The sequence below is a fragment of the Aquabacterium sp. genome (assembly GCF_049274795.1).
Lineage (GTDB): Bacteria > Pseudomonadota > Gammaproteobacteria > Burkholderiales > Burkholderiaceae_C > Aquabacterium.
On the sequence record NZ_JBASTH010000108.1, the window covers coordinates 34,286 to 51,809 of the forward strand.

The 17,524-nt window shown below is 67.9% G+C and carries 11 protein-coding genes; 6 read left to right on the top strand and 5 right to left on the bottom strand.

Going from position 1 to position 17,524, the window contains the following annotated elements; translation table 11 throughout:
- Nucleotides 1-25: 25 nt before the first annotated feature.
- From polA to WAQ08_RS17895, 3 genes are all read left to right on the top strand, one after another.
- Entirely contained in the window at nt 26-2,908 is a 2,883-nt protein-coding gene (polA, locus tag WAQ08_RS17885) for a DNA polymerase I (protein ID WP_422193456.1), read from the top strand.
- Between the two features lie 243 nt (nt 2,909-3,151).
- Nucleotides 3,152-5,230 (top strand): polyphosphate kinase 1, encoded by a 2,079-nt coding sequence (gene ppk1, locus WAQ08_RS17890; protein ID WP_422193548.1) that lies wholly within the window; start codon nt 3,152-3,154, stop codon nt 5,228-5,230.
- 38 nt (nt 5,231-5,268) lie between these two features.
- Complete coding sequence (locus tag WAQ08_RS17895; RefSeq protein WP_422193457.1) at nt 5,269-5,739, top strand: SixA phosphatase family protein; 471 nt, start codon at nt 5,269-5,271, stop codon at nt 5,737-5,739.
- Between the two features lie 972 nt (nt 5,740-6,711).
- On the opposite strand, the gene WAQ08_RS17900 is transcribed toward WAQ08_RS17895, so the two are convergent.
- The 3 genes from WAQ08_RS17900 to WAQ08_RS17910 form a co-directional block, all read right to left on the bottom strand.
- Nucleotides 6,712-7,398, bottom strand: coding sequence for an HAD family hydrolase (locus tag WAQ08_RS17900; protein ID WP_422193459.1), 687 nt, complete (start codon nt 7,396-7,398; stop codon nt 6,712-6,714).
- An 11-nt stretch (nt 7,399-7,409) separates the two neighbouring features.
- Nucleotides 7,410-8,123, bottom strand: coding sequence for a bifunctional 2-polyprenyl-6-hydroxyphenol methylase/3-demethylubiquinol 3-O-methyltransferase UbiG (gene ubiG / locus WAQ08_RS17905; protein WP_422193461.1), 714 nt, complete (start codon nt 8,121-8,123; stop codon nt 7,410-7,412).
- 73 nt (nt 8,124-8,196) lie between these two features.
- Nucleotides 8,197-10,221: a sigma-54-dependent Fis family transcriptional regulator gene (locus tag WAQ08_RS17910; RefSeq protein WP_422193463.1), complete on the bottom strand. Its 2,025-nt coding sequence runs from the start codon at nt 10,219-10,221 to the stop codon at nt 8,197-8,199.
- 281 nt (nt 10,222-10,502) lie between these two features.
- On the opposite strand from WAQ08_RS17910, the gene adh reads away from it, so the two are divergent.
- The 3 genes from adh to WAQ08_RS17925 all read left to right on the top strand — a co-directional run bounded on the left by adh (nt 10,503) and on the right by WAQ08_RS17925 (nt 12,959).
- Entirely contained in the window at nt 10,503-12,023 is a 1,521-nt protein-coding gene (gene adh / locus WAQ08_RS17915) for an aldehyde dehydrogenase (protein ID WP_422193465.1), read from the top strand.
- A gap of 14 nt (nt 12,024-12,037) precedes the next feature.
- Entirely contained in the window at nt 12,038-12,457 is a 420-nt protein-coding gene (locus WAQ08_RS17920) for a DUF779 domain-containing protein (protein WP_422193467.1), read from the top strand.
- Between the two features lie 139 nt (nt 12,458-12,596).
- Complete coding sequence (locus tag WAQ08_RS17925) at nt 12,597-12,959, top strand: ArsC family reductase (RefSeq protein ID WP_422193469.1); 363 nt, start codon at nt 12,597-12,599, stop codon at nt 12,957-12,959.
- Between the two features lie 11 nt (nt 12,960-12,970).
- On the opposite strand, the gene WAQ08_RS17930 is transcribed toward WAQ08_RS17925, so the two are convergent.
- Nucleotides 12,971-13,591 carry a hypothetical protein gene (locus tag WAQ08_RS17930; RefSeq protein WP_422193471.1) on the bottom strand — a complete coding sequence of 207 codons (621 nt, stop codon included), beginning with the start codon at nt 13,589-13,591 and terminating at the stop codon, nt 12,971-12,973.
- A gap of 9 nt (nt 13,592-13,600) precedes the next feature.
- Nucleotides 13,601-17,413, bottom strand: a complete 3,813-nt coding sequence (locus WAQ08_RS17935; protein WP_422193472.1) for a DUF748 domain-containing protein — start codon at nt 17,411-17,413, stop codon at nt 13,601-13,603.
- Nucleotides 17,414-17,524 lie beyond the last annotated feature (111 nt).

Genomic DNA, 17,524 nt, shown 5'->3' on the forward strand with positions numbered 1-17,524 from the left:
AATCGAAAAGCGCACAATCCAGTCGATGAATACTTTCGCTTCCGATTCTCCTCGACCGATTCTGCTGCTGGTCGATGGCTCCAGCTACCTGTACCGCGCCTTCCACGCCATGCCCGACCTGCGTGGCCCGAACAATGTGCCCACGGGGGCCCTGCACGGCATGGTCAACATGCTGGGCTGGATCCGCGAGCACATCCCCGCCGCGCACGCGGTCTGCGTGTTCGACGCCAAGGGGCCGACCTTCCGTGACGAGTGGTACCCCGAGTACAAGGCGCACCGGCCGTCCATGCCGGACGATCTGCGCAGCCAGATCGGGCCCATCCACGAAGTCGTCAAGCTGCTGGGCTGGCCCGTGCTCGAGGTGCCGGGCATCGAAGCCGATGACGCCATCGGGACCTTGGCACGCGTGGCCGTCGAGTCGGGGCACCGCGTGGTCATTTCCACCGGCGACAAGGACATGGCCCAGTTGGTCAACCCCAGTGTCTCGCTGATCAACACCATGGCCAAGCCGCCCGAGGTGCTCGACGAGGCGGGTGTGCTGACCAAGTTCGGCGTGCCGCCCGAGCGCATCATCGATTACCTGACCTTGATCGGCGACACCGTGGACAACGTGCCTGGGGTCGAGAAGGTGGGGCCGAAGACCGCGGTGAAGTGGATCACCGAGCATGGCTCGCTCGACGGCGTGGTCGCCGCGGCGAACAGCATCAAGGGCGTGGCGGGCGAGAACCTGCGCAAGGCCCTGGACTGGTTGCCGCAGGGCCGCCGGCTCATCACCGTCAAGCTCGATTGCGATCTCAGCGGCCATGTGTCCGACTGGCCCGGGCTTGATGTGCTGGCCATGAAGGCGCCGGACTTGCCCGGCCTGCTCGATTTCTACACACGCTATGGTTTTCGCACCGCGAAGGTCGAGGTCGAACGCTTGCTGGGTGGTGGTGCACCGGCGGGGGCGGGTGACACGGGCGCTGCGCCGACGAAAGCCAGCAAGGCGGCCAAGCCGGCCCTTGACCAGTCGACGGGTGACATGTTCGGAGATGTGGAGGGCGGCCTGGATGGCGATGCCGCTGCCCCAGCCGATGCGGGCACCGTGGCCGCTGCCGCGATGGACACCCGCTACGACACCATCCTGACCTGGGCCGATTTCGACCGCTGGCTGGAGCGGATCAACACCGCCGAGATCACCTCGCTGGACACCGAGACCGATTCGCTGGACGGCATGGTGGCGCGCATCGTGGGCATCAGCCTGTCGACCGATGTGGGCAATGGCGCCTACATCCCGCTGCGCCACGATGGCCCGGACGTGCCCGAGCAATTGCCCATCGACGAGGTGCTCGCACGCCTCAAGCCATGGTTCGAGGATGCTGTCAAGCCCAAGCTGGGCCAGCACATCAAGTACGACACACACGTGCTGGCCAACCACGGCATCACCGTGCGCGGCTACGTGCACGACACCATGCTGCAGAGCTATGTGGTAGAAGCCCACAAGCCGCACGGCCTGGAAAGCCTGGCCCAGCGCCATCTGGGTCGCCATGGCTTGAGCTATGAAGACGTGGCCGGCAAGGGCGCCAAGCAGATCCCGTTCTCGCAGGTGGCGGTCGAGCGTGCCTCGCAATATGCGTGTGAAGACAGCGACCTGACCCTGCACGTGCACCGCGTGCTGTGGCCGCAGGTGCAGGCCGATGCGGGCCTGCTCGATGTCTACCAGCGCATGGAGATGCCGGTGGCGGGCGTGCTGCAGCGCATCGAGCGCAACGGCGTGCTGATCAACGCGGACTTGCTGCGCCAGCAGAGCCAGGAACTGGCCCAGCGCATCGTCGCGCTGGAACAGGAGACCTACGCGCTGGCGGGCCAGCCCTTCAACCTCGGCTCGCCCAAGCAGTTGGGCGAGATCCTGTTCGTGAAGCAAGGCCTGCCGGTGGTCAAGAAGACGGCCACGGGTGCGCCGTCGACCAACGAAGAGGTGCTGGAAAAGCTGGCCGAGGATTACCCGCTGCCCGCCCGCATCCTGGAGTACCGCAGCCTGGCCAAGCTCAAGTCCACCTACACGGACAAGCTGCCTTTGATGATCAACCCGAGCACGGGCCGCGTGCACACCAACTACGCACAGGCCGTGGCGGTGACGGGCCGCTTGTCGAGCAACGACCCCAACCTGCAGAACATCCCGGTGCGCACGGCTGAGGGGCGCCGCATCCGCGAAGCCTTCATCGCGCCGCCGGGCCACTGCATCGTGTCGGCCGACTACTCGCAGATCGAGCTGCGCATCATGGCCCACATCTCGCAGGACGAGAGCCTGCTGCGCGCTTTCGCCGAGGGCGTGGACGTGCACCGCGCCACCGCGAGTGAAGTGTTCGGCGTGCCGGTGGGCGAGGTCTCCAGCGAGCAGCGCCGCTATGCCAAGGTCATCAACTTCGGGCTGATCTACGGCATGAGCGCCCACGGTCTGGCCAAGAACCTGGGCATTGAGCGCGCGGCGGCGGCCAACTACATCGACCGCTACTTCCAGCGTTTCGCCGGCGTCAAGCGCTACATGGACGACACGCGCGCCCAGGCCAAGGCCCAGGGCTATGTCGAGACCGTGTTCGGCCGTCGCCTGTGGCTGCCCGAGATCAACAGCCCCAACGGCCCCAGCCGGGCGGGTGCCGAGCGCGCGGCCATCAACGCGCCGATGCAGGGCACGGCCGCCGACCTGATCAAGCTGGCCATGGTGGCCGTGGAACAGGCGCTGGTCGGACAGGGCAAGCGCAGCCGCATGATCATGCAGGTGCACGATGAACTGGTGCTGGAGGTGCCGGATGACGAGCTGGACTGGGTGAAGGTGGAACTGCCCCGTCTGATGGCCTCGGTGGCCGAGCTGCGCGTGCCCCTGCTGGCCGAGGTCGGAAGCGGTGCGAACTGGGAGGCTGCGCACTGATCCCCGCAAATGGCGCCAGATGTTGGCGGGATGCCCGGCTTTTCCGGGGCAGCTCGCCACGCCATGAGCCGTTCAGCGGGGTATGATGTCATCATGTTGTCATGGAAATGTCATGACCAGGTGTCAAACTCCTGAAGGCAGTTTGTCTGGTTGGGAAGTGGTGATTCGGTGAACAACGATCCGGTTGAAATTCAGGGCTCAGGTGACAGGGACGCAACGGTCGAGGGCGCCATCAGCGCGGCCGTGCCCACGGGGGGCGTCGTCCAGGCGCCTGTGCTGGTCGATCCGGCCCATGTGGCCCTGCTCAGCCGTGAGCGGGCCGTGCTCGAGTTCAACCGCCGGGTGCTGGCCCAGGCCCAGCGCGCCGACGTGCCGCTGCTCGAACGCCTGCGCTATGTGTGCATCGTCTCGTCCAACATGGACGAGTTCTTCGAGGTGCGCTATGCCGACCTGCTGGAAGCCTCCAAGCTGCGCGGCACCGGCGTCACCCCGCAGTATCTGGCCGACATCTCTGCCGAGGCCCACGAGCTGGTGCAGGAGCAGTACCAGGTCTTCAACAACAAGCTGCTGCCGCAACTGTGCGAGGCCGGCGTCGTCATCCTGAACCACGCCGACCGCGACGAGGCTCAGCGCGACTGGGTGGCACGGTTCTTCCGCAAGCAGGTGCAGCCGCTGCTCACGCCCATCGGGCTGGATCCGTCGCACCCCTTCCCGCAGGTGGCCAACAAGACGCTGAACTTCATCGTCAAGCTGGCCGGCAAGGATGCCTTCGGGCGTGACAACGCCATCGCCATCGTGCGCATCCCGCGCGTGCTGCCGCGCGTGATCAAGCTGCCTGCGAATGTTTCTGGCGGGCGGCAGGCCTTCGTGCTGTTGTCCAGCGTGGTGCGGGCGCACCTGACCGAGCTGTTCCCGGGCCGCGAGATCGAGGCCTTCTCACAGTTTCGCCTCACGCGCGATTCGGACATCGAAGTCGACGAGGACGACGTGACCGACCTGCGCAAGGCGCTGCGCTCGAAGATGAGCACGCGCCAGTTCGGCCAGGCCATCCGCATGGAGGTGGTCGATTCCTGCCCGATCGAACTGTCGAACTTCCTGCTGGAGCAGTTCAACCTGGCGCCGGATGCCTTGTACAAGGTGCACGGCCCGGTGAACCTGGGGCGCCTGACGCAGCTGATCGACCAGGCCGATTCCGAAGGGTTGCACTTCGCGCCCTATGTGCCTAGCTGGCCTGACGACCTGCCGCGCCTGGACATCCTGGACAGCCTGCAGGATGGCGACGTGATGCTGCACCATCCCTTCGAATCGTTCGATGCGGTGGTGGGCTTCCTGCGCGAGGCGGTCTATGACCCGGACGTGCTGGCCATCAAGCAGACGATCTACCGAACTGGCAGTGAGTCCGTGCTGATGGAGCTGCTGCTGGAGGCGGTGCGCCGTGGCAAGGAAGTGCTGGCCGTGGTGGAGCTCAAGGCCCGCTTCGACGAAGAGGCCAACATCAACTGGGCCGAGCGCCTGGAGGCGCTGGGCGCGCAGGTGGTGTACGGTGTGGTGGGTTTGAAGACCCACGCCAAGATGATGCTGGTGACGCGCCGCGAAGGCACGCGCCTGCGCCGTTATGCCCACCTGTCCACCGGCAACTACAACCCCAAGACGGCCAAGCTCTACACCGACCTGGGCTGGTTGACGGCCAGCCCGGAGATCACGGCCGACATCGACATGATCTTCCAGCACCTGGCCAGCCTGAACCAGCCCAAGGTGCCGCACCAGTTGCTGCTGGCGCCGTTCAACCTGCACCGGCGCATGCTGCGCGAGATCCAGCGCGTGACGGAGGCTGCCCTGGCCAAACAGCCGGCGCGCATCGTGGTGAAGGTGAACGCGCTGACGGACGAGCCCATGATCCGGGCCCTGATCGAAGCCGGCCAGGCCGGCGCCCGCATCGACCTGATCGTGCGTGGCGCCTGCATGCTGCCGCCGGGCCTGGCCGGCATCACCGACCGCATCCGCGTGCGCTCGGTGGTGGGGCGCATGCTGGAGCACACGCGCGTGATCTACACCCGCTGGGGCCGGGGCAAGGACGACGAATCGCTCTACCTGTCGAGCGCCGACTGGATGAACCGCAACATGACGCGGCGCATCGAGATCGCGTGGCCGGTGCACGATGCCAAGCTGCGCCAGCGCGTGATCGACGAGTGCCTGGTGCCTTACCTGATGGACGGGCGCGATGCCTGGCAACAGTTGAGCGATGGCCGTTATGAACGCCTGGGCCAGGATGGGCACAGCGCCCAGCAGGCCCTGATGGACCGCTACCGCGCCGATTCCTGAGCCGGGCCGGCGCCGCACGTGGGGAAGGGGGCTCGCACATGGACTTGATCATCTGGCGACATGCCCACGCGGGCGATCCTCTCGACGACCCGGAGGCGGATCTGTTGCGGCCCCTGAGCCCGAAGGGGGAGCGGCAGGCGGTGCGTGTGGCGGCCTGGCTGAACAAGCACCTGACGGATTCGACGCGGGTGCTGGCGAGCCCTGCGGTGCGGGCGCAGCAGACGGTGCATGCACTGGGGCGGGCGTTCAAGACGGTGGATACCTTGTCGCCATCGCATGGGGTGGACGATCTGCTGGCGGCGGCGCGGTTTCCTCGCAGCCGGGAGGCGGTGCTTGTCGTTGGGCACAATCCGACCTTGGGGTTGGCTTTGGCTCGGCTGCTGGAAGTCGCCGATACCACGCAGCCTGTGACGATCAAGAAGGGCGCGGTTTGGTGGCTGCGGACTCGGGATCGTGAAGGGGGCGAGCAGGTGACGCTGCATGCGGTGATTGGGCCGGACAACGCTTGAGGGCGGCTGGCCGGGCTTCTTTGTTGGCGGTCACGCCAAAAGCGTGACTCCCCTGCGCTGCTCGCGGCGAGGTGGGGCCGCATAACTCACTCCGCGGCCGAAGGCCGCTGCGTTCAAACAGATGCGGCCAGTCAGTTCACGAAGCATGCGCTCCGCGCATGCCCACCTCGCTACTGCGCTGCTCGGCGCCAACAAGGCGCCCCGCCAGCCATTCCCACATCCCTGTTTCGCCCCGCTGGTGGCAGGCGGAGACCCGCCTGCGGTATTCGGTGCGTGATGAGCCGCATGCGCAGCGCAAGGCAGGGATGCCGAGCTTTATTGCTCGGCGCGCAAAGCAAAAAGCCTTGCGCCCCAAGCGTCGAGTTCTGGTCGCAAGGTCAAAAGGTTCGTGCGCAACGTTCAGGTGCTTTGCGTGCAAGGCTCCGAACTCGGCGCGCAAGGCTTTTTCAGCGATCTCATGCACCAAAAAGGCTTGCACGCAAGGCTCGACGCTCGGCGATCCGAGCCCTGAGCTTTGCGCGCAAGGCCCTGCATGCTTGCGCGCCGAGCAAAACGGGCGAACGGCCGAGCTTTCTGCTCGGGTGCCCGAGCAAAAAGCCTTGCGAGCCTCCCCTGTGGGGCCGCAAGCGCGTCCAATGTGCGCATGCACCACTCGTCGCACGCCACGAGCGGCGCGGAAAAGGGCTGAGCTGGCCTCTGGCCGGGCGCCTTGAGGGTGCCGAGAAGCGCAGCGGCGAGGTGGGCGCGCGCAGCGCGCTTCGTGAACTGACTGGCCGCAGCTGTTTGAGCGCAGTGGCGAAGCCACGTAGCGAGTTCTGCGGCCCCACCTCGTCGCGAGCATCGCAGGGAAGTCCTGCCGAAGGCGGGACCACCCGAATGAAGCCCGGACGGAGGCTGGCTCAGTTCCCGCGCCGGGTTGCTACGCCAAAGCGCTCAACTCGACCCGCAACCCGCAACCCGCAACCCGCAACCTCAACCCCAGGCCGGCAAGAGCGCCAGCAGATCCAGCGGCTTCTGGCTGATCACATCAGCCCCCCAATCCTCGATCCCAACAGCCTCACCCAGATACCCCCAGGCCGCCGCCACGCTCGGCATCCCCGCAGCCTGCGCAGCCTGGATGTCCCGCAAATCATCCCCCACGTACATTGCCTCTTCAGGCGAGATCCCGATCCGCTCGCACGCCGTCAGCAAGGGCAGCGGATGCGGCTTCGGATGCTCGGTGGTATCGCCACTGATGATCACCGCCGCACGCTGCGTCAGCCCCAGCCCATCCATCACCGGGATCGTGAAGCGGTGGACCTTGTTGGTGATCACGCCCCACAGCAGCCCACGGCCTTCCAGTGCCGCCAGCAACTCCGGCATGCCATCGAACAGCCGCGTGGTATGGGCCAGCCCGGCCGCATACGCCTCCAGAAAGGCGATGCGCAGCGGCTCGTATTCCTCCGCGCCCGGATGGATGTCCAGGCCCGCGCCGATCAGACCACGGGCACCCGCGGAGGCATGCGGGCGCAGTTGCTCGACCGGCAGTGGTTCCAGACCACGCTGCACGCGCAGGGTGTTCAGCGCACCGGCCAGGTCGCCAGCGGTATCGGCCAGCGTGCCATCCAGATCGAACAGCACGGCGCGGGGCAGTTTCGCCCAGTTGATGGAAGCAGTCATGTCGTCGGGATTCAGGCCGGCTTGCGGCAGGCCACCAGGTAGTTCACGCTGGTGTCGCCCGACAGCCAGTAGCGCTGGGTGATCGGGTTGTACTCCATGCCCTTCATCTGCTGGGTCGACAGACCCGCTTCGCGGGCCCAGCGTGCCAGTTCGGCCGGCTGGATGAAGCGGGCGAATTCATGCGTGCCCTTGGGCAGCAGCTTGAGGATGTATTCCGCACCCACGATGGCGAACAGGAAGCTCTTGGGGTTGCGGTTGATGGTCGAGAAGAACACCCAGCCGCCGGGTTTCACCATCTGCGTGCAGGCCCGCACGATGGACGAGGGATCGGGCACGTGCTCCAGCATCTCCATGCAGGTGACCACGTCGAACTGGCCGGGCTGCTCGGCGGCCAGCGCCTCGGCGGCCACGGAACGGTAGGCCAGGTTGACCACGCCGCCTTCCATGGCGTGCAACTGGGCCACCTTCAGGGGCTTGTCGGCCAGGTCGATGCCCAGCACGTCGGCGCCCTTGCGGGCCATGGATTCGGCCAGGATGCCGCCGCCGCAGCCCACGTCCACCACGCGCTTGCCCTTGATGTTGGCGAGCTGGTCGATCCAGTCCAGGCGCAGGGGGTTGATCTGGTGCAGGGGGCGGAATTCGCTCTCGGGGTCCCACCAGCGATGGGCCAATTCGCTGAATTTGGCCAGTTCCTGGGGGTCGACGTTGGTGGCGGTGGTGCTCATGGGGTGCAATGCTACCGCGCCCCGGGCGGCCCACAGCCCCTTGGGGGCGGATACCGCCTCCCCCGTGGCGCGGTCAAGCCGCCTCGCCGCCCTTGATCTGCTTGAGGCGCCGGTACAGGGTGTTGCGGCTGATGCCCAGGCGGCGCGCCGCGTCCGACATGTTGCCGCCCGCGGCACGGATGGCCTGCTCGATGGCGCGGCTGGACAGGCGCTTGAGGTTGGTTTCCCCCTCCTGCGGGGCCGGATCGACCGGGGCGGCCTCGGCGCCGTAGCCGCTGAGCACGGTGACCAGCTCGGGCTCTTCGCGGTAGGCCTTGGAGAACACGTCGTCCCAGAGGTCTTCGCTGAAGTGCTCCCAGTCAAGCTCTTCGTCATGCGGGCCGAGCAGGGCGCAGGCGGTGCGCAGCGCGGCGTGCAACTGGCGCAGGTTGCCGGGCCAGGGGTGCTGGCTCAGGGCCTGCACCACCTCGTCGGCCATGCTGGGCGCCTGGGCGCGTTTCATGTCGTGGGCCAGGCCGTGCAGCATGTCGTCGATCAGCTCGACCAGGTCGCCGCGTTCGCGCAGCGGGGGCAGTTGCACGGTGAGGCCGTTGATGCGCCAGTAGAGGTCTTCGCGGAACTCGTGACGGGTCACGGATTCACGCAGTTGATGGTGCGTGGCGCAGACCAGCACAAAATCCACCGGCACGGGCGTGGTGCCGCCTACGGGCACCACCTCCCGGTCTTGCAGCACGCGCAGCAGGCGGGCCTGCAGGGCCAGGGGCATGTCGCCGATCTCGTCCAGGAACAGGGTGCCGCCATCGGCCTGCCGGATGCGGCCGGGCGAGCCTTCGCGGCGTGCGCCGGTGAAGGCCCCGCCCACGTAGCCGAACAGTTCGGCCTCGATCAGGGATTCGGGCAGGGCGGCGCAGTTCACGGCCACGAAGGGGCCGTTGGAGCGGTCGCCGTCGGCGTGCAGGGTGCGCGCGAACACTTCCTTGCCGGTGCCGGATTCGCCCTGCAGCAGCACGGCGATGCCCTGGGCCTGCACCTTCAGCGATCGCTGCATGGCCAGCAGGATGCGGGGGTCGTCATGCGTGCCACGGGGGCGGGGCGCGCGGGGGGCCAGAGGCGCTTGCACCGTGGCGGGCGCCGGGCGGGCCTTGGTCGGGTTGGCTGTGGCCCACACGCGGCGGCGGCGCTCGGGCTCGTCGCGCACGAACAGGCTCTGGCCCTGCATGGTCACCACGCGGGTGGGGATGCCGGTGGCAGGCAGGCTCTGCAGGCGCAGGGCGTGGGGGCCGAGCACGCGGTCCAGGGTGGTGGCGCCGATCTGCGAGGCGGTCAGGCCCAGCCACTGCTGGGCGATGGCGTTGGCGCCCATGATCCAGCCGTCCTCGCTCAGGGCCACCAGGCCTTCGCCGACGAAGCCCAGGCCTTCGGCGCGGGTGTGCAGGCGCAGCAGCAGATCCTGCGGATGGCGGGCGTGGAAGAGCCGGTCCTCGATCATGCGGGCGGCCGAGCGCACCAGGGCGAAGGTGTGCGGGTGGTGGTTGCGCTGGTCACCGGAGATGTCCAGCACGCCGCGCAGGCGGCCATCGGGGGCCAGCACGGGCGCGGCGGCGCAGGTCAGGAAGCTGTTGCGCTCCAGGTAGTGCTCGGCGCCCTGAACGACCACGGGCTTGCCTTCGGCCAGGGTGGTGCCGATGGCGTTGGTACCGCGCTGCTCTTCCAGCCACATGGCGCCGGGGCGCAGGGCGACGCGGTCGGCGCGCTCCAGGAAGTCGGCATCGCCCAGGCTGTGCAGCAGCAGGCCGCGCGCGTCGGCCAGCACGACCATGCTGCCCGAATCGCGCATCTGGTCGAACACGAACTCCATCACCGGACGGGCGTGCGCCAGGAAGTCGCTTTCCACGCTTTGCGCCTGGCGCAATTGGCTGGCGTTGCTGACGGGGGAGGCGGCCAGCGCGTCCGTGGGCGAGAGCCCCGCCTGGTGGCTGCGCAGCCAGGAGCGCGCCAGGTCGTCACGCAGCAGCCCGGGGGGAACCTCGCCGCTTTCCAGCAGGTGGCGGCGGGCTTCGATCAGGCGGTCAGCGGACGCTTGGGTCGTCAATTGCATGGAGGTGTCTCAGCAAATCGGACGCCAGTATGCGTCCGCCTCAGGGGTGTCACACGCGGGTTGCCCCTGTGTCAGAACGGTACAGCGTCATTATTTGACGCAGCCCAGGCACAGCAGCGTGAAAGACCCCGGTACCCGCTGTGTCCTCTGGGAGATTCCAGGAAATCAGGACGCAAGACGGGGCAAACCCCAGATGGCACGCGCAGTGCGCTAAGGGGTTGGCAGGCCCGGCATGTCGCCGGTGTCTCAACCCTCACGGTTCACCCAACAGGAGACCTCACATGCGCTACGCCAACCCCGGATCCGACGGTTCGTTGATCACGTTCAAGAAGCAGTACGACAACTTCATCAACGGCCAGTGGGTGAAGCCTGTCAAAGGGCAGTACTTCGACAACGTCACGCCGGTGACGGGCCAGGTCTTCTGCCAGGTGGCCCGCTCGACCGAGGAGGACATCAACCTGGCGCTGGACGCTGCCCACGCCGCCGCCGATGCCTGGGGCCGCACGCCCGTGGCCCAGCGCGCCGGCCTGCTCAACAAGATCGCCGACCGCCTGGAGGCCAACCTGGAAAAGCTGGCCGTGGCCGAGACCTGGGACAACGGCAAGCCCGTGCGCGAGACGCTGGCCGCCGACATCCCGCTGGCCATCGACCACTTCCGCTACTTCGCGGCCTGCGTGCGTTCGCAGGAGGGCTCGCTGGGCGAGATCGACGGCGACACCGTGGCCTACCACTTCCACGAGCCGCTGGGCGTGGTCGGCCAGATCATCCCGTGGAACTTCCCGATCCTGATGGCCGCCTGGAAGCTGGCCCCCGCGCTGGCCGCCGGCAACTGCGTGGTGCTCAAGCCCGCCGAGCAGACGCCCGTGGGCATCCTGGTGCTGGCCGAGCTGATCGCCGACATCCTGCCGCCGGGCGTGCTCAACATCGTCAACGGCTTCGGGCTGGAGGCGGGCAAGCCGCTGGCGTCCAGCAAGCGCATCGCCAAGATCGCCTTCACGGGCGAGACGACGACCGGCCGGCTGATCATGCAGTACGCCAGCCAGAACCTGATCCCGGTGACGCTGGAGCTGGGCGGCAAGAGCCCCAACATCTTCTTCGACGACGTGGCCGCGCAGGACGACGAGTTCTTCGACAAGGCACTGGAAGGCTTCGCACTGTTCGCGCTGAACCAGGGCGAGGTGTGCACCTGCCCGAGCCGCGCGCTGGTGCAGGAGTCCATCGCCGACAAGTTCATGGAGCGCGTGGTCAAGCGCGTGCAGGCCATCAAGCAGGGCCACCCGCTGGACACGGACACCATGATCGGCGCGCAGGCCTCCAGCGAGCAGGTCGAGAAGATCCTGTCCTACCTGGACATCGGCAAGCAGGAAGGCGCCATCTGCCTGACGGGCGGCGGCCGCGCCAGCCTGCCCGGCGAGCTGGGCGATGGCTACTACATCCAGGCGACCATCTTCCAGGGCCACAACCGCATGCGCATTTTCCAGGAAGAGATCTTCGGGCCGGTGGTGTCCATGACCACCTTCAAGGATGAGGCCGAGGCGCTGCACATGGCCAACGACACGCTGTACGGCTTGGGCGCCGGCGTGTGGAGCCGTGACGGCAACCGCGCCTTCCGCATGGGCCGGGGCATCAAGGCTGGCCGTGTGTGGACCAACTGCTACCACCTGTACCCGGCGCATGCGGCCTTCGGTGGCTACAAGCAGTCGGGCATCGGGCGCGAGACGCACAAGATGATGCTCGACCACTACCAGCAGACCAAGAACCTGCTGGTGAGCTACAGCCCCAAGGCGCTGGGCTTCTTCTGACGGAGGGCGTGGCCATGAACGTCGTGCCTCAGGTGATGCCTCGGGTCGAGCGGGTAGAGCGGGTGGTGGCCACGCCGGCCGCCCTGGCCCTGATCCAGCGCCTGCGCGAGCAGCATGGCCCGCTGATGTTCCACCAGTCGGGGGGCTGCTGCGATGGCAGCGCCCCGATGTGCTTCGCGCGCGGCGACATGATCGTGGGCGCGTCGGACGTGCGGCTGGGGGCCATCGGCGGCGAGCCGTTCTACATCAGCAAGCCGCAGTTCGAGTACTGGCAGCACACGCAACTGATCATCGATGTGGTGAGCGGGCGGGGCGGCATGTTCTCGCTGGAAGGGCCGCACGGGCTGCGCTTCCTGACGCGCTCGCGCCTGTTCGAGGACAGCGAGGGTGATCGCCTGATGCCCATCTCATCGGGGGATGGCTCGCCGGTCTGATCTGTGTAGGCTCGGTGGTGGCCGGGGCCAAGAGCCCGGGCCACTGCGCAAGGCGGCGCCGCCGGTTACCATCGGCCGCGCCGATTGTCGATTGTCTTTGTACGCCGGCTTCTGTACACCTGCTTGTGCCTGTATCCCCATGACCGCTTCCGACCTGATCCTCTACGGCATCCCTAACTGCGACACCGTCAAGAAGGCCCGCGCCTGGCTGGCGGGGCAGGGGGCCGACGTCACCTTCCACGACTACAAGAAGCAGGGCGTGCCGGCCGAGCGGCTGGACGACTGGATCAGGCAAGTGGGCTGGGAGAAGCTGGTGAACCGCCAGGGCACGACCTGGCGCAAGCTGGACGATGCAGTCAAGGCCGGTGTGGTGGATGCCGCCAGTGCCAAGGCCCTGATGCTGGAACAGGCCAGCGTGATCAAGCGCCCGGTGATCGAGCGGGGCGGCAAGGTGCTGCTGGTGGGCTTCAACGAGGCCGACGCGGCCAAGGCCTTGGGCTGATCGGTCCGGCCTCAGGCTGTCAGCTTGAAGCCGGCCTGCGCCACGATCTGCCCGTTGATGCGCAGGTCGATCTGGTGCTCGCCCGGGTGGTAGCGGCGGGTGGTCACCGGCCGCATCGAATGCAATTTGGCCAGTGACAGCGTCTCACCGGGTGCCAGGCTCATACGCCAGCCCTTGAAGGTCTTGGCTGATGCGCCGCCCTGGGCTCGGGCGTGGTGCACGGTGTAGTCGATCTCCAGCGCCTGCGTGCTGGCGCTGGTCGAGGCGAGTGCCAGGTTCAAGGCGACCGACTCACCGATGGCGATGCGCTTGGGCGAGACCTGCCAGCGGACATTTCCGTCGAACGCGGTGCCCAGGCCCCACAGCGTGAGCGTGCGGCCATGGCCCTGCTTGATCAAGGTGCGGCTGGCGTGGCGCTCCAGCCAGTCGGCCAGGCCGGTGTCGTCAGTGCGCAGCAGGCCCAGTTCCTTGTCCGGGTCTTCCACGTGTGTCACCGATTTGAAGCTGGCTTCCAGCACATCGGCGGCGTGGTGGAAGTCATCGGGCAGCGTGGCCTGCAGGGCCTGGCCCAGGTGCTGGCCGGCCTGGCGCACCACATCGGCATTGATCAGGTTCTTGAACGGCTCTGCCACGGTGGTTTTTCAGTGGATGGCGAACTGCACGCGCGCGCCGGAGGCCTTGTCATCCTCGGGCAGGCCGTTGCGGCCCAGCTTGGAGGCGGTCAGCAGCACGCGCTCGGGGGGCAGCTTGTCGGCCAGGTAGGCCTTGACGCGGTCGCCGCGCCGGTCGGCCAGCACCTTGAGCGCGGTGTCGTCGGCCGGGGCGCTGGCCTTGAGCAGGGCTTCCATCTCGTCGGGCGGCAGGGTCTTGGCCAGGCCGACCAGGTTGCGCGGCTTCTTGATGTCGGCGGCCTTGTAGGCGGCGGTGAGCCACTGCGTGCGCTCCTCATCGCCGATGCGCACCTCGGGCAGGGGCTGGCTGGTGGCCTTGGCCTTGGCGGCGCGCATCAGGCTGCGCACGTAGCGATCGCGCAGGCCGTCGGCGTCCACGGCGGGGTCGGCGCGGCCTGTGGCTTCGAGCTTGAGCGAGGGCTTGTCCTTGAGCTTGGTCGCCAGGGTGTCCAGGCCTTCGCGGGCCTTGTCGCCCAGCTCGGCGCTGCCGGGCTCGAAGGCCACGGTGCCCAGCTCGTTCGAATCGCCGCCCATCAGCAGCGAGAAGGGTGCGGTGATGGCCTTGGTCAGCAGGTTGACGATCACCTTCCAGATGATGCCGCCCACCGAGAACTGCGGGTCGTCCAGCGAGCCGGACACGGGCAGGCTGATGTCGATCTCGCCACGGCTGTTCTTGAGCAGCGAGATGGCCAACTGCACGGGCAGCTTGGTGGCATCGGGGCTGTCGACCTTGTCGCCGAAGGTGAGCTGGTCCAGGAAGATCTGGTTCTGCGCCTCCAGCTTGCCGTTGTCCACTTTGTAGTGCACGGTCAGCGACAGCGTGCCCTTCTCGATGGCGTAGCCGGCGTAGCGGCCCGCGTAGGGGCTCAGGCGCGTGAGTTCGATGCCCTTGGCGCTGCCCTGGATGTCGGTGTACAGGCGCGGGCCCAGCGGGTGCAACTGGCCGGTGATCTCCAGCGGGGCGCCGTCGTCCACCGCGCCGGAGATCTTGACCTGCGCGGGCTCGGGCTTGCTGGAGGCCACGGCGGAGATGTCGCCCTCGACCTTGGTCAGACGCGCCGAGTAGTTGGGCTTGACGAAGTTGTCGGTGAAGTCGACACGGCCCTGGTTCAGGGTGATGCGCTGCCAGCGCAGGTTGGGTGGCGGGCCGGCGGGGGCGGATGCGGACGATGCTGGCGCGGGTGCGGATGCCGTTGACTCCGCCTTGGGTGCGATGGGGGCCGTCGTGGTGCCGCTCAGCGGCTCGACGGTCTTGGGCGTGGCGCCGGAGGTGTCCTGCGGCGTGGTCAGGGACTTGGCCTCCTGGCCGGCGCTGCGGTCGGCGATGTCGGCCAGGTTCAGGCGGCCGTTGGGGTTGATGATGATGCGGCCGTAGAAATCCTGCAGGGCGATGCGGCCCAGGTCGGCGTTGAGCGCCTGGTTCTTCCAGCCGATGTCCAGGCCCTTGGCGGACAGCAGCTTCCAGCGCAGGAAGTCCGCGTCGTTGACGCTGTCCTGCACGCGCACATCGCCCAGGCTGGCCTGGCCCTGGTAGCGCGCGTCCAGCTTGTTCACATCGTTGTCCAGCGGCAGGTTGACGTTGAAGCTGCCGTCCACATTGGCGTAGGCGCCAGCCAGCGCGATGTTGACGTGGGGTTCGATGTAGGGCTGCACGGCGCGCAGGTCCAGCTGCGTGATGCCCAGCTTGCCGCGCAGCGACAGGGGTTGCGGGCGCACCTCGCCGCTCAGGCGGATCTGGCCCTTGCCCTGCGCGCGGGTGTTCAGCGCGAAGGTCATGAACTTGCCCAGGTCGGTGGAGGCCTGGCGCACGGTGAGGTCGGTCTGGCTGAGCGTGACCTGGGATGGCGGCTGCACGCCCTGGTCGGTCACGGCGATGGCGCACTGGGTGCAGCGCAGTTCGGCCACGGCCACCTGGGGCAGGGCGGTGGGGGGGCTGTTGGCTGCGGGTTTGGCCGTGGCGGTGGTGTCCTGGCCCGGGGGCAGCAGCAACCAGTAGCCCCGGGCGTCGCGGGTGGCCTTGGCGTCGAGCTTGTCCAGGGTCACGCTGGCCAGGGCCAGGGATTCGAGCCCGGCCGTTTGGTCTGCGGTCGGCAGGCGCAGGCGGGCTTGCAGGCCCTGGGCATCCAGCGAGGTCAGCGAGATGCCGTCCTTGATGCCCTTGGGTGCATTGGCTGCCTGCACCTTCAGGCCTTTCAGGCCCAACTGGCCCTGGCTCAGCACGACGGCCTGGGTGTCGGCTTCCAGCCGGGTTTTGGCAGACAGCTCTCCCTGCGTGAGCTGCACGGGCAGGGGCACCAGCTTGCCCAGGGCCTTGAGCCAGGGCGCGGGCTGCAGACCGTCGAGCTTGAGGTCCAGCGTGGCGCGGGGCGGCTGGGCCTGCACGCCGCCGTCGATGGCCAGGGCCATGCCGTGCGGATCGGCGGCGTCCAGGTGCAGCTTGGCCTGGGCGGCATCGGCGCGGGAGTTCAGGCCATTGAGCGCGAGGTGGACCGGGCCCAGCGTGGGCAAGGGCTCGGCGCCGGGCGGCTGGATGTCGATGGCCCGGGCGTTGACCTGGAGGTGGTCGAGCTGCCAGCGCCAGGCCGTGGGCGCGGCGGGGCCTTTGGCTGTGGTGGCGCCGGATGCGGCGGAGGCTGGTGTGGCGGCCTGGCCTGCCTTGGGCGGGTTGGTCTGCGCTTCAGCCTTGGCAACCGTGGGGGCCGCCTTGCCAGTGCGCGCAGCCGGGGCCGGCTGCACGCCCACGTGCAGGCCGTCCAGCGTGATGCTGCCCAGGCGGGCCTGGCGCTCCAGCGGCAGGCTGTCGATGCCGGCCACCTTCAGTGCCGTCCACTTGGTCTGAACGCCCACGGCGGGCACGGTCAGTTGCAGGTCGTTCACGTCCACGCCGCCGGTGATGGCCACGCGCGGCATGGCCGGGGCCTTGCGCTCCTCGAACACGATCTTGAGCGAGGCGGCCAGTCGGCCCGAGGCCACATCGGCCTGGGCTTCGGGTGGCAGCAGCGGGCGCACGGCGGCGGCCCACTTGGGCAGGTCCACGTCGCGCCACTGCACGTCGATCTCGGAGTGCAGGCCTTCCTTGAAGGGCAGGGTGCGGCCGTCCACGCGCAGGGGGCTGCCGTCCACGCGCGCTTCGAGCAGGGGGTGCACGTCCACGTCTTCATCGGCCGGCAGGCTGGAGATGAAGGGCACGCCGATGTTGATGGCTTCGATGCGGTGGGTCTGGTCCAGCACCTTGTCGCCGTAGCGCACCAGGCCGTCCGTCAGGCGGATGTTGTAGATGGCGAAGCGCGCGGGCTCTGCATCAGCCGGTTCAGGCTTGGCCTGTTTGGCCAGGTGCTCCAGGATGGGCGTGAAGTTGAAGCGCTCGGCCTGCTGGCGCTCCACCCACACCTCGGGCTTGGTGAGGGTGACGCGGCGCAGCACGGGCGCGAAGCGCCACACCGAGCCCAGCGACAGTTGAGCCTGGGCCTGCTGCAGCTTCAGGATCTCGCTGCCCTGGGTGCCGACGGCGATGTCATCGGCTGTCACGTTCAATGTCCAGGGTTGCACGGCCAATTGGCCGATGCGCACCGGCGTGCCCAGGGCCTCCGTGGCGGCGGCCTCCACCTTGGGTCGTACCCAGCCGGGCAGCCACCAGCCCAGCACGCCTGTCCACAGCAGGGCCAGCAGCACCACCCCGGCCAGCACCTTCAGCCAGGTGCGTCGGTGCGCCGGGGAGGATACCGACGTGTGAGCTTGGGAAATCGGATCGCCTTGGTCTTGGGCGTTGGCTGAATCTGGCATGGCATGCAGTGGTGTCGGTGCCTTTCGGACAGGCCGGCTTTTGCAGGCACCATGCAAAAGCCCCGCCGGGGCGGGGCTTCATTGTGCAATGGCCCGGGGGCCAAAGCGCCC

What these genes read in the sequence shown, in the direction of transcription:
- polA (WP_422193456.1), top strand. Translation starts at nt 26, where the DNA reads ATGAATACTTTCGCTTCCGATTCTCCTCGACCGATTCTGCTGCTGGTC.
- WAQ08_RS17895 (WP_422193457.1), top strand. Translation starts at nt 5,269, where the DNA reads ATGGACTTGATCATCTGGCGACATGCCCACGCGGGCGATCCTCTCGAC.
- WAQ08_RS17900 (WP_422193459.1), bottom strand. Translation starts at nt 7,398, where the DNA reads ATGACTGCTTCCATCAACTGGGCGAAACTGCCCCGCGCCGTGCTGTTC.
- ubiG (WP_422193461.1), bottom strand. Translation starts at nt 8,123, where the DNA reads ATGAGCACCACCGCCACCAACGTCGACCCCCAGGAACTGGCCAAATTC.
- WAQ08_RS17910 (WP_422193463.1), bottom strand. Translation starts at nt 10,221, where the DNA reads ATGCAATTGACGACCCAAGCGTCCGCTGACCGCCTGATCGAAGCCCGC.
- adh (WP_422193465.1), top strand. Translation starts at nt 10,503, where the DNA reads ATGCGCTACGCCAACCCCGGATCCGACGGTTCGTTGATCACGTTCAAG.
- WAQ08_RS17920 (WP_422193467.1), top strand. Translation starts at nt 12,038, where the DNA reads ATGAACGTCGTGCCTCAGGTGATGCCTCGGGTCGAGCGGGTAGAGCGG.
- WAQ08_RS17925 (WP_422193469.1), top strand. Translation starts at nt 12,597, where the DNA reads ATGACCGCTTCCGACCTGATCCTCTACGGCATCCCTAACTGCGACACC.
- WAQ08_RS17935 (WP_422193472.1), bottom strand. Translation starts at nt 17,413, where the DNA reads ATGCCAGATTCAGCCAACGCCCAAGACCAAGGCGATCCGATTTCCCAA.